A 13141-nucleotide genomic window follows, 5' to 3' on the forward strand; every position below is an offset into this window, starting at 1 on the left:
ATGCACGTACTCACTTAACGCCTGCTGCCTCAACCTGGGAAGCTTCTTCTGTCGCTATGGCCTCGATGTCTTCAGCAGATAGTGCCTTCAATTCGACAGATACGTAGCTACCACTTTCGGTAACTGAGCCTGGAAAAACGATTCCGTAAGCTAGTACGTCGTGGTCGGCGTCCAAAAGCCTGCGCACGGTACCCTCTCTTGTTGGTTTGGAAAGCTTGTCGATAACGTAAAGTAGTAGAAGAGGCACTTCACCTACATTCTCACGTCTTAGGTCCTTTAGTTCATCCCAACTATGATCGCCTGCATCGATGTCAAAGCAATCGGAAAGGATATCTTGCTTCGACATCAAGGCTTTTATGTCAGCATCACCGGCTCCGTCAAGTCTGGAACGCTTAACCATGGTGATATTTCCTGCACTGCCGAGAGTCTCATTTGATTGCTCTCCTGTGGCGGGCTCGATGAAGGCTATGTTCCACTTGGCCAGTCTAGGATCATCGCCGCTTATGAATGGTAGAAGTATCTGGCGACTTAGATCAGTATGAGTAGCGTGCGTTTCATATGTTTCCAGAAAACGCTGGATCGAAGATTTGGGAACGTCACGCCATACTTGCTTTCTATTTGCGGCAGCTTCTTCATCTCGAAGCTGAAGCGCGTCTGCGCGGCTGACCAACTCAGCAGCAGCTCCCCAGTTCTTTCGGAGTTGCACAATGTTCCTATGTTCGAAGCGGAATGTTTGCCGGTGGGTTCCCCAGTAACTTACAGCGCATCGGCGAGCGGCCCGCATCTTTGTAGCTGCTGTAATAGCCATACCGGGAATCGAGCGAATACGAACGGCTATCTGCATCGGCGTCAATTCGCAGAGCTGGTACTGTTTGATATCGTCGCGGATTTCTTGCTCGATAGAGGCAAGCTCGCGAAATCGAAGCTTCAATGATTCTGGCATCCATATCCGCGGGAGATCTTCGTAGCCGGGCCTGAAACCGAACCAGCGGCCCATCTGTAGAAGCGTATCGTATTGGTCCGCAGTACGGAGAAAAAAGCTGACTGCTAGGCCTTCGAGAGTCAGCCCACGGGCGAGAATAGACCCCCCCACAACAATGTATGTCTTAGGTGTATTAGTGTAATCAATCCTATCTTCACTCCCTCCGTTCTCTATTGGAAATTCCAGCGCTTTAAGTACCTTCGGCATGATGTCGAAAATATGTTCAACGCTAACTGGAATAGCATTAGTGATATTCGCAGGAAGCCGTCCTTGCTCCTCGGCCCAGATCTGCTCGATCTGCTGCCCAACTGCACTACTTCGGTCGAGGAGTCCTGCGCGGTGTACATCTATCCAGCCTTCGATCAAAGCTGAGACCCGTTCATGAGCTGTAACATAGGCTGAGGTGTGAACCAGCATTGTCATATGCTTGTTCGAGTGCCCACGAAAATGGCGGGCCGCGCAACACGCCAGAAAATAAAGAATCGATCTTCTCAGGCTTTCGGTCATTGAAGGCTGAAAATCATCCCTCTCCCGCATGCTACGCGGCTGGAGTAGTGCTATTTCTTCAGTAGGAATTTCCCGAATCATATCGAGACCTTCTTCCTCGGGAAGCACGTTTGCGGGATCTATTGGCGGCTTGCCGAAGAGCCTCTCGGTTCCGAAGTATGATGCGGGTAGGGGCAGAGCGGTAATGAAATCTCGGGGGTAAAGATCGTCCAGCTGTTGACCTTCTTGCCGATATGGATCGATGAGTACGTTCGCGAACGGGGTTGCGGTATAGCCCACGTAGGTTACAGCAGGAAGAAGGGAGAGAATCTCTCGAATTCGTTCGTTGATGACAGTAGTTTCTAACTCGCTACGTGCTGCGTTAACGCTGGCCTGATCACACTCGTCGTCAATGACGAGAATTCGTAGTTTGCCCAACACGGCGGGCATCGTCCGCTCTATCGCAAGCTTCAGTTGCCCAAGTGGCGAAACGTTCTTTTTAATTACGGCCAGTTGCGCCTTGTCCGTATGGGACAAGAAACCACCTTGTGGCGGAGCTCTGAAATCTCTATCCCGGTCGTTCGGCGTGAGAACCTGCCAGTTCAGAGGATTGCGAGAAACAAGATCATCGAAAAATCTTAGCTGGGTCTGATATCTAAGCGTGTTGGTCAGGCCTGCGAGGACAATCACGGTGTTGTACCCGGCATCCAGCGCCTTCGCTATCGTAGCAGTCATGTTCGCGGTTTTTCCGGACTGTACGTAACCTAGAACTAAACCACGGCAGGAGAACTGCTGCTGTTTAGGGCTTTCCAGTAGAGAGACGACCTCATTGGAAGCATCATTGATACCTTCAACGTCATCTTCGTCCCAGCCCTTGCTGTTGACGAGATACCCTCGCACTGCTGGCCAGTGGAGATCGGAGGGCTTCGGTCCGAAATACCATTGAGGGCGTTTCTTGATAACGGAGTAGCGATGAAGGATTTCGATTTGTTCGAATTGAAGGGCTACTAATGACTTCGCCTCCTCGATTTCAGCGTGGAGCATGGTTGCCAATCCAGGACTGAGGGTGTCTAGCTCCTGGCGTACCGACTCTACTGCTCCATCTAGGTCGGAAAATCTAGACATCGCCTGCGAAATTCGCTCATGTAACTTGTCAACTTGCGGTCCTGGCATAATGGCTCCATGATATTTCGTATCGAGGTTGTTGCAATGTACATCGCGCTTGCGAGTGGTGCAATTATGCCATCGTAGACTTTAGGTCTAATTAAACCGGACATTCATTTTAGGCTAGAGAGCTGGCTAGATCGTGGTCTAAGACGACTAGGCAACGCGGTTTTTTCAACTAGCTGCCGACCTCGTGCTCAAATATCCCTACAGTTTTATAGAAGCGACGGTCATTCAGTGGCGGTGAGTCGGCACTACGCGTAGGGACAACCGGGTTTTTTCAACGCCAAGGCGTTACTCCGTATAGCAAGTGCTGATCCTAGAGCAACAGAAAGTCTAGGAACAGAGAATTCGCATCGCTCGCTTTGAGCTGGAGAAATGATGTCGGAGATCACGAGCGCTCTCGCTGATTGATCAGAGGAGCGTCTACGGGCCGCTTGATTGGTGCGAGGTGTTTGAATTCACTCGTTCATTTTTCTACGGGCAGCGTCTCAGATGCCTGACTTCTGACGGCTCGCGTTAACTCCTAGAAAATTTATGTCAGCTCAATAGAAATAGGGCTGCCATTGGCAGCCCTATTTGGTACATCCGTTTCACATTTGACGGCAGGTATTCACGTGCTAGTGAAATGAGTGATCAAAAAATCAATCCCAGCTAAGCGCACCACCAGTCTGATATTCAATAACCCGAGTCTCAAAGAAATTCTTCTCTTTCTTCAAGTCCATAATCTCGCTCATCCAAGGGAACGGATTCGTCGTCCCTGGATACTCTTCCTTCAACCCAATCTGCGACAGACGACGGTTAGCGATGAACTTCAGGTAGTCCTCCATCATCGCCGCGTTCATGCCCAGCACGCCGCGAGGCATGGTGTCGCGAGCGTATTCGATTTCCAGCTGAGTGCCCTGCAGAATCATCTGCGAAGCTTCTTCCTTCATTTCGGCATCCCACAGGTGTGGGTTTTCGATTTTGATCTGGTTGATCACGTCGATGCCGAAGTTCAGGTGCATGGATTCGTCGCGCAGGATGTATTGGAACTGTTCGGCGACGCCGGTCATTTTGTTGCGGCGACCCATGGAGAGGATCTGGGTGAAGCCGCAGTAGAAGAAGATGCCTTCCAGAACGCAGTAGTAGGCGATCAGGTTGCGCAGCAGCTCTTTGTCGGTTTCGACGGTGCCGGTTTCGAACTTCGGATCGGAGATCGAACGGGTGTATTTGAGGCCCCAGGTGGCTTTTTTCGCGACCGATGGGATCTCGTGGTACATGTTGAAGATCTCGCCTTCATCCATGGCCAACGATTCGATGCAGTACTGGTAGGCGTGGGTGTGGATCGCCTCTTCGAATGCCTGGCGCAGGATGTACTGGCGGCATTCCGGGTTGGTGATCAGGCGGTACACGGCCAGCACCAGGTTGTTGGCAACCAGGGAGTCGGCGGTGGAGAAGAAGCCGAGGTTGCGCATCACGATGCGGCGCTCGTCGTCGGTCAGGCCTTCTGGGTCTTTCCAGAGGGCGATGTCGGCGGTCATGTTGACTTCTTGCGGCATCCAGTGGTTTGCGCAACCGTCCAGGTACTTCTGCCAGGCCCAGTCGTACTTGAATGGCACGAGTTGGTTGAGGTCGGCGCGGCAGTTGATCATGCGCTTTTCGTCGACAGCCACACGGGCGGAGGCGCCTTCGAGTTCGGCGAGGCCTTCGGCGATGTCGAGGTTGTCCAGGGCAGCTTTTGCACGGGCGATTGCGGCGGAGTCGGACGCGGTTACAGCGCGGGCTTCTTGAGCCGCGACGCCACCAGCGGTGTCGAGGCGGTCCATGTTGGCTTCAGTTGCGTGCCCAGCGTTGGCGCCTTTTACAACGGTTTCGCCGCTGTCTTCTTTGTCGAATTCGTCCCAGCTCAGCATGACGTGTCGTCTCCTGCGTGAGGGCCAGATGCCCGTGTGAAAACTGATAGGTTGGTTTTTCACACGACCGTACTGGCCGCGTTGGATAGCGTTTTTTGCAGCGGTACACGCAGGCAAATAAACATAATTTTGTACGGGGTTCCGAGAGCCTCTGACGGGCGCAGAAATCGGTGAAGACTTCGGCGTGGGCTTCAGACTGGCTGTTATCCCTGTAAGGGAATATTGCAGGCCCGTTTAAGCCGGCATTATAGGGAAATTTTTGCGGTCGTGGTGGGGCGAATCCGCGCATGTAGCGGACGAGACGGAGGGTTTTTCGGTCGGAGCGAGGGTTTACAGGGCTTTGGCTGGATGTCGCGGGTGCAGATTTTTTTTCATAAATTTTGGCGGGCAATTTTTTTGTTCAAAAAACAGCCAGAAAATCGCCTTTTTCACTACATGTTGTGTTTTGAGTCGGTTTTCGATGGCTCCAGACACAACTAAGCCCGACCGAGGTCGGGCTGTAAAGTCACGCTCGATGATCAGCTGAGGCGAGCTGCACCCACGTGGTCCGCACCATCGGCAGCCACTTTGGCAGCGCCGGTGTGATCAAAACCGTCAGAAGCGAGTTTGGCAGCGCCCGTGTGATCGGAGCCATCAGAGGCGAAAGACGCCGAGCCGGTATGGTCGTAACCATCAGAAGCGACAGCCGCTTCAGTGGTGAATGCTGCCGAGCCGGTACGGTCGTAGCCGTCAGCGGCGAAGGAGTTAGCGGCCAGGACGGAGAGGGTCAGGGCGAGGATCAGTTTGGTTTTCATGGTGGTGGCTCCAGGTTCGTTGGCGTTGTGTGCCTTGGTGTGGAATTGATACTACGCCAGTTAACTTGATTAAAAAGCGCAAATAAACGCTTGAAGCAATCGAATAAATCGATGCGTAAGGTTCGGCGCTTCATCTGCCTTAATAGCGGGCGGGTGGGTCGAACCTTGGGAGAGTAAGAGCGGGTGATTAGCCGTTAGAGCAACCGTTACCCATAACGCTGTAGCGCAGAATATGGCGTTGGCCTTTGGAGTCGTCGTATTCCATTTTCGCCGGAACAACTTCGCACACATTCGGGATTTCGCTCATGGAGATAACTTTGGCGATGTCCAGGTGAGTGGAGTAAGTGTATTCCTCGATGGCGGGTTGCTGCTGCGCGACATCAGTCGGGACCTCGTCTGCCATGGCGGTTGCGCACAGGCTGCTGAGGGCCAGAACTAATAAAGCTTTCATTTCAGATTTACCTTTTAGAGGTCGAGTGGGGTCACGCAACCTTTTTGGGGTTGCGTGTAGAACTTAAGTACTGGTTTTGGATTAACTGCCTTCGTGGGGGCTGCAACTTGGTTAATCACGTTGCCTGGTTGGCGAGGCTGATTTTAGGCGTGGGGTTTACATTCATATAGGCGTGCTTTTGATAAACACCTTTGGCGAATTTCGTAACAATCCCTGTAGGAGCTGCCGAAGGCTGCGATCTTTTGATCTTGGCGGTCCTCGAAGATCAAAAGATCGCAGCCTTCGGCAGCTCCTACATTGACCGTTGGCGGCCGGAATAGAGCGTTTGCACAAAACCTGTGGGAATAGTCACGACATTTTGTAGGGGCTTGTTACTACCATCGTCGAATGGTTCTATAGGCCCGGCCCGGCTACAACTGGGTCATACAAAAACAACTATTCCACCGAGGTAACAAAGATGAGTGCGGCTTCTCTGTATCCCGTTCGTCCCGAGGTTTTGGCCAACACGCTGACTGACGAGGCGACCTACAAGGCCATGTACCAGCAGTCCGTCGTTAACCCGGACGGCTTCTGGCGCGAACAAGCCAAGCGCCTCGACTGGATCAAGCCTTTCACCACGGTGAAACAGACTTCCTTCGACGATCACCATGTCGACATCAAATGGTTCGCCGACGGCACCCTGAACGTTTCCTACAACTGCCTCGACCGTCATCTGGCCGAGCGCGGCGATCAAATCGCGATCATTTGGGAAGGGGATGACCCTGCCGAAAGCCGCAACATCACCTATCGCGAGCTGCACGAACAAGTCTGCAAGTTCGCCAACGCCCTGCGTGGCCAGGATGTGCACCGCGGCGACGTGGTGACTATCTATATGCCGATGATCCCCGAAGCCGTGGTCGCCATGTTGGCCTGCACCCGGATCGGCGCGATTCACTCGGTGGTGTTCGGCGGTTTCTCGCCGGAAGCCCTGGCTGGCCGGATCATCGACTGCAAATCCAAAGTGGTGATCACGGCCGACGAAGGTGTTCGTGCCGGCAAGAAGATCCCGCTCAAGACCAACGTCGACGACGCGCTGACCAACCCGGAAACCAGCAGCATTCAGAAAGTCATCGTGTGCAAGCGCACCGGCGGCAACATCAAGTGGAACCAGCATCGCGACATCTGGTACGAAGACCTGATGAAAGTGGCGGGCAGTGTCTGCGCGCCGAAAGAGATGGGCGCTGAAGAAGCACTGTTCATCCTTTATACCTCCGGTTCGACCGGTAAGCCGAAGGGTGTACAGCACACCACCGCCGGCTACCTGTTGTACGCGGCGATGACTCACGAACGCGTGTTCGATTACCGTCCGGGCGAAGTCTACTGGTGCACCGCCGACGTCGGTTGGGTCACCGGCCACAGTTACATCGTCTACGGCCCGCTGGCCAATGGCGCGACCACGCTGCTGTTCGAAGGTGTGCCGAACTACCCGGACATCACCCGGGTGGCGAAAATCGTCGACAAGCATAAGGTCAACATCCTCTACACCGCACCAACGGCGATCCGCGCGATGATGGCGTCGGGCAAGGCCGCCGTTGAAGGCGCTGATGGCAGCAGCCTGCGTCTGTTGGGTTCGGTCGGTGAGCCGATCAACCCGGAAGCGTGGGACTGGTACTACAAGAACGTCGGCCAGTCCCGTTGCCCGATCGTCGACACCTGGTGGCAGACCGAAACGGGCGGCAACATGATGAGCCCGCTACCGGGTGCGCACGCGCTCAAGCCGGGTTCTGCTGCACGTCCGTTCTTCGGTGTAGTGCCGGCGTTGGTGGATAACCTGGGTAACATCATCGAAGGCGTTGCCGAGGGCAACCTGGTGATTCTCGATTCGTGGCCAGGCCAGGCGCGGACACTGTATGGCGACCATGACCGCTTCGTCGATACCTACTTCAAGACGTTCCGCGGCATGTATTTCACCGGTGACGGTGCGCGTCGTGACGAAGACGGTTACTACTGGATTACCGGTCGCGTGGATGACGTGCTCAACGTGTCCGGCCACCGTATGGGCACCGCCGAGATCGAAAGCGCGATGGTCGCCCACCCGAAAGTCGCCGAAGCGGCCGTGGTCGGTGTGCCGCACGACATCAAAGGGCAGGGCATTTATGTCTATGTCACGTTGATCGGTGGCGAAGAGCCGAGCGAGCAACTGCGTCTGGAGCTGAAAAACTGGGTGCGTAAGGAGATTGGTCCGATTGCTTCGCCGGATGTCATCCAGTGGGCGCCGGGCCTGCCGAAAACTCGTTCGGGCAAAATCATGCGCCGGATTCTGCGCAAGATTGCTACGGCCGAATACGATGGGTTGGGGGATATCTCCACCTTGGCAGATCCGGGTGTGGTGCAGCATTTGATTGATGAACACAAGATCATGAACGTCGCTTAACAGCGGTTCCTGAGTCATCGAAGCCCCGCCCGGCATTGCGCCTGGTGGGGCTTTTTATTGCCTGATGTTTTTGCAGTGGCACGTCGGGCCTCTTCGCGAGCAAGCTCGCTCCCACAGTTGATCTCCAGTGAGCATAAAATCTGTGCCAGGCGCAGACCCCCTGTGGGAGCGAGCTTGCTCGCGATGGCGATCTGTCAGGCGCCACAACAACAACGGCCAATAATTATCGGCTTCACCTGTAGGTGATTTCCCACTGTTACCCATCACCTTTCAAGTAACTGAATGTGTAACCTCTCGCTCCGATACGGGGCATTGGGAAACGCAAAGCCCCGTCATTCGGCCTCTATAGCCCGCTTTAAAAATAAGACTCAACGCTGCGCTTGCCGGATTAGAAGGGTTTGCCAATAATAGGCCCGCAATTTGCAGCATAGATCGGTTCACTGTCTTTTGCTCTTGCATGAATTTGCAAGGCTGTCAACGCGCCCAAGCGGCTTTCTCGGTGCTTCTGTAATTAGTTGTCGCATTGAAGAAATATCGGCTTCGGGCCTGTCGTTAGAATGCCGATCACTCGCTCGTTGTTGCTCGCGTTGAAAAAAGCGCGCGATTCCTGCAACGCAGCACCGCTTTGCGGTTCCACTCATTCGCATATTGGGCTGTCGCTCACTCTGCCGTTTTAGCCCTTTACCGATGGAGTCCCAAGATGAAGAAACTCGTGCTGCTTGGCGCCCTGGCACTGTCCGTGCTGTCCCTGCCGACTTTCGCCGATGAAAAGCCTCTGAAAATTGGTATCGAAGCGGCTTACCCTCCGTTCGCTTCCAAAGCGCCGGACGGCAGCATCGTTGGTTTCGACTACGACATCGGCAACGCTCTGTGCGAAGAGATGAAGGTCAAGTGCGTTTGGGTCGAGCAAGAGTTCGACGGTCTGATCCCTGCACTCAAAGTGCGCAAGATCGACGCGATCCTGTCGTCCATGTCGATCACTGAAGACCGCAAGAAGTCCGTGGACTTCACCAACAAGTATTACAACACCCCGGCTCGCCTGGTCATGAAGGCCGGCACGCCAGTCAGCGACAGCCTGGCTGAGCTCAAGGGCAAGAACATCGGCGTGCAACGTGGTTCGATCCACGAGCGTTTCGCCCGCGAAGTCTTGGCCCCGCTGGGTGCCGAGATCAAGCCTTACGGTTCGCAGAACGAAATTTATCTCGACGTCGCCGCTGGCCGCCTCGACGGCACCGTGGCAGACGCTACGCTGCTGGATGACGGTTTCCTGAAAACCGACGCCGGCAAAGGTTTCGCCTTCGTTGGCCCGGCCTTCACCGACGTCAAATACTTCGGCGACGGCGTGGGTATCGCAGTTCGCAAGGGTGACGCGCTGAAAGACAAGATCAACACCGCGATCACCGCCATTCGCGAGAACGGCAAGTACAAGCAAATCCAGGACAAGTACTTCGCCTTCGATATCTACGGCAAGTAACACGTCCCGGCGACAAGTCCGAAATGGCGCAAGCAACAGGATCTCTGAGGTTTGCGCCATTTTTTCATCCCCCTTTTCGAGGACCTGAATCATGTTGAAAGGCTACGGGGCTGTCATCCTCGATGGCGCATGGCTGACGCTTCAGCTCGCCTTGTCGTCCATGGTCTTGGCCATTGTTCTGGGTCTGATCGGCGTTGCGCTGCGTCTGTCCCCGATTCGCTGGCTGGCCTGGCTGGGCGACCTGTATTCCACGGTGATCCGCGGTATTCCCGACCTGGTGCTGATCCTGCTGATTTTCTACGGTGGTCAGGACCTGCTCAACCGTGTCGCGCCGATGCTCGGTTTTGACGACTACATCGACCTGAACCCGTTGGCCGCCGGTATCGGCACCCTGGGCTTCATCTTCGGTGCGTACCTGTCGGAAACCTTCCGTGGTGCCTTCATGGCGATCCCGAAAGGTCAGGCAGAAGCCGGCATGGCGTACGGCATGAGCAGTTTTCAGGTGTTCTTCCGGGTGTTGGTGCCGCAGATGATTCGCCTGGCGATTCCGGGCTTCACCAACAACTGGCTGGTACTGACCAAGGCCACCGCGCTGATTTCGGTGGTGGGTCTGCAAGACATGATGTTCAAGGCCAAGCAGGCGGCAGATGCTACCCGCGAGCCTTTCACCTTCTTCCTCGCAGTGGCGGCGATGTACCTGGTGATCACCAGTGTCTCGTTGTTGGCATTGCGTCACCTTGAGAAGCGCTACTCGGTAGGCGTAAGGGCGGCTGATCTATGATCTTCGACTACAACGTCATTTGGGAGGCCCTGCCGCTGTACTTCGGCGGCCTGGTGACCACCCTCAAGTTGCTCGCGCTGTCGCTGTTTTTCGGTCTGCTGTGCGCGTTGCCACTGGGCTTGATGCGCGTTTCGAAAAACGCGGCCGTCAACATGAGCGCCTGGCTCTACACCTACGTGATCCGCGGCACGCCGATGCTGGTGCAGCTGTTTTTGATCTACTACGGTCTGGCGCAGTTCGAAGCGGTACGTGAAAGCTTCCTCTGGCCGTGGCTGTCCAGCGCGACGTTCTGCGCGTGCCTGGCCTTTGCGATCAACACCAGCGCCTACACCGCTGAAATCATCGCCGGCAGCCTGCGCGCTACGCCGAATGGTGAGATCGAAGCGGCCAAGGCGATGGGTATGTCGCGCTACAAGTTGTACAAGCGCATCCTGCTGCCGTCGGCCCTGCGCCGGGCGCTGCCGCAGTACAGCAACGAAGTGATCATGATGCTGCAGACCACCAGTCTGGCGTCCATCGTGACCCTGATCGACATCACCGGTGCCGCGCGCACGGTCAACGCTCAGTTCTACCTGCCGTTCGAAGCCTACATCACTGCCGGCGTGTTCTACCTGTGCCTGACCTTCATTCTGGTGCGGATGTTCAAACTGGCCGAGCGCCGCTGGCTGGGCTATCTGGCCCCGCGGAAGCACTGATATGGAACGCATCGATCATTCATTGCCGTGGAATCACTTGGGCAGCGAACGCCAGATTTCGGTGTTCCGCTTCGGCGGTGGCGAGCGCAAGGCCTACATCCAGGCCAGCCTGCACGCCGATGAATTGCCGGGCATGCGTACGGCCTGGGAGCTGAAAAAGCGCCTGACCGAACTCGAAGCCCAAGGCTTGCTCAACGGTGTGATCGAACTGGTGCCGGTGGCCAATCCACTGGGCCTCGGCCAACTGCTTCAAGGCAATCATCAAGGGCGTTTTGAGGCGGGCAGCGGCAAGAATTTCAACCGGGATTTCGTCGAGCTGAGCGCGCCAGTGGCCGCCGAGCTGGAAGGGCGCCTGGGTGATGATCCGCACGCCAATATTCAGCTGATCCGTCAGGCCATGAGCGATGTACTCGCCGCATTGCCGCCAGCCGCCAGTCAGTTGCAAGGCATGCAACGCATTTTGCTCAGCCATGCCTGCACCGCTGACGTGGTGCTGGATCTGCATTGCGATGCCGAAGCGGCACTGCACATGTACGCCTTGCCGCAACACTGGCCGCAATGGCGTTCGTTGGCCGCGCACCTGGACGTGAAGGTGGGGTTGTTGGCGGAAGATTCCGGCGGCAGTTCCTTTGACGAAGCGTGCTCGTTGCCGTGGTTGCGTCTGTCGCGTCTGTTTCCTGATGCGCAGATTCCCCTGGCCTGCCTGGCGACTACCATTGAATTAGGTGGTCAGGCCGATACCGGTCGCGCTGAAGCCTGCGCTTACGCCGAAGGCATTTTGGCGTTCCTCGCCGAGCAAGGCTTGATCAGCGGCGAATGGCCAAAACCTGCGCAGGATGCTTGCGAAGGCATGCCGTTCGAAGGCACCGAATTACTGTTTGCGCCACACCCTGGCGTGATCAGTTTCTTGCGTAAACCCGGTGAATGGATTGAAGCCGGCGATGAGATTTTCGAAGTGATCGATCCGTTATCGGATCGGGTCAGCACGGTGTGTGCTGGTACGTCCGGGGTGCTGTTTGCCATTGAACGGCTGCGTTATGCCCAACCCGGTTTCTGGCTGGCCAAGGTGGCGGGGCGCGAAGCGCTGCGTCACGGGCGCTTGCTCAACGACTGACTGACTGTTTTTGTGAGAACCGACCGCATGTACAAACTTGAAGTCCAAGACCTGCATAAACGCTATGGCAGTCACGAAGTGCTCAAGGGCGTGTCCCTGAAAGCGGCGGCTGGCGATGTGATCAGCATCATCGGCTCCAGTGGCTCCGGCAAAAGTACCTTCCTGCGCTGCATCAACCTGCTGGAGCAGCCGCACGCGGGCAAGATTCTGCTCAACAACGAAGAGCTGAAACTGGTCGCCAACAAGGACGGCGCGCTGAAAGCGGCCGACCCGAAACAGCTGCAACGCATGCGTTCGCGCCTGTCGATGGTGTTCCAGCATTTCAACCTGTGGTCGCACATGACCGCGCTGGAAAACATCATGGAAGCGCCGGTCCACGTGCTCGGCATGTCCAAGGCCGAAGCCCGTGAGAAGGCCGAGCACTACCTGAACAAGGTCGGTGTGGCTCATCGTAAAGATGCTTACCCGGGCCACATGTCCGGCGGCGAGCAGCAGCGTGTGGCGATTGCCCGTGCGCTGGCGATGGAACCTGAGGTGATGCTGTTCGACGAACCGACGTCGGCACTCGACCCGGAACTGGTCGGCGACGTGCTGAAAGTCATGCAGGCACTGGCGCTGGAAGGCCGGACCATGGTGGTGGTGACTCACGAAATGGGCTTCGCCCGTGAAGTGTCGAACCAGCTGGTTTTCCTGCACAAAGGTGTCGTCGAAGAAAGCGGCAACCCGCGTGAGGTGCTGGTCAATCCACAGTCCGAACGTTTGCAACAATTCCTCTCGGGCAGCCTCAAGTAATCAGGACTGCCGTTGTGCACCGGGATAGTGCATGCTTCGCAATTTAGAGGCCAACCCCTAATCCCTTGTAGGAGCTGTCGAGTGAAACGAGGCTGCGATC

General features: G+C 55.8%; 10 protein-coding genes. 6 read left to right on the forward strand and 4 right to left on the reverse strand.

Annotation, left to right across the window (positions count from 1 at the left end):
• Nucleotides 1–10 precede the first annotated feature (10 nt).
• The 4 genes from ACA079_RS06725 to ACA079_RS06740 all read right to left on the reverse strand — a co-directional run bounded on the left by ACA079_RS06725 (nt 11) and on the right by ACA079_RS06740 (nt 5772).
• Nucleotides 11–2641 (reverse strand): Z1 domain-containing protein, encoded by a 2631-nt coding sequence (locus ACA079_RS06725; protein WP_497702987.1) that lies wholly within the window; start codon nt 2639–2641, stop codon nt 11–13.
• A gap of 635 nt (nt 2642–3276) precedes the next feature.
• Complete coding sequence (locus ACA079_RS06730) at nt 3277–4527, reverse strand: ribonucleotide-diphosphate reductase subunit beta (RefSeq protein ID WP_008034875.1); 1251 nt, start codon at nt 4525–4527, stop codon at nt 3277–3279.
• A 518-nt stretch (nt 4528–5045) separates the two neighbouring features.
• A complete protein-coding gene (locus tag ACA079_RS06735; protein ID WP_497702988.1) occupies nt 5046–5321 on the reverse strand; it encodes a hypothetical protein in 276 nt (91 codons plus the stop codon).
• Between the two features lie 187 nt (nt 5322–5508).
• Entirely contained in the window at nt 5509–5772 is a 264-nt protein-coding gene (locus ACA079_RS06740) for a DUF2790 domain-containing protein (RefSeq protein WP_038979415.1), read from the reverse strand.
• Between the two features lie 457 nt (nt 5773–6229).
• On the opposite strand from ACA079_RS06740, the gene acs reads away from it, so the two are divergent.
• The 6 genes from acs to ACA079_RS06770 all read left to right on the forward strand — a co-directional run bounded on the left by acs (nt 6230) and on the right by ACA079_RS06770 (nt 13041).
• On the forward strand, nt 6230–8185 hold the full coding sequence (gene acs / locus ACA079_RS06745) for an acetate--CoA ligase (protein ID WP_282482684.1): 1956 nt from the start codon (nt 6230–6232) through the stop codon (nt 8183–8185).
• Between the two features lie 700 nt (nt 8186–8885).
• A complete protein-coding gene (locus tag ACA079_RS06750; RefSeq protein ID WP_008154331.1) occupies nt 8886–9659 on the forward strand; it encodes an ABC transporter substrate-binding protein in 774 nt (257 codons plus the stop codon).
• Between the two features lie 91 nt (nt 9660–9750).
• A complete protein-coding gene (locus ACA079_RS06755) occupies nt 9751–10440 on the forward strand; it encodes an ABC transporter permease (RefSeq protein ID WP_008154330.1) in 690 nt (229 codons plus the stop codon).
• A complete protein-coding gene (locus tag ACA079_RS06760; protein WP_046045453.1) occupies nt 10437–11135 on the forward strand; it encodes an ABC transporter permease in 699 nt (232 codons plus the stop codon). The genes ACA079_RS06755 and ACA079_RS06760 overlap by 4 nt, the downstream gene beginning before the upstream one ends.
• A gap of 1 nt (nt 11136) precedes the next feature.
• The gene (locus ACA079_RS06765) at nt 11137–12249 is read left to right on the forward strand and encodes a M14 family metallopeptidase (protein WP_497702989.1); all 1113 of its coding nucleotides are present in this window, start codon (nt 11137–11139) and stop codon (nt 12247–12249) included.
• A gap of 27 nt (nt 12250–12276) precedes the next feature.
• Nucleotides 12277–13041 (forward strand): ABC transporter ATP-binding protein, encoded by a 765-nt coding sequence (locus tag ACA079_RS06770; protein WP_008154324.1) that lies wholly within the window; start codon nt 12277–12279, stop codon nt 13039–13041.
• Nucleotides 13042–13141 lie beyond the last annotated feature (100 nt).

It is taken from the genome of Pseudomonas sp. LBUM1645 (genome assembly GCF_059716185.1).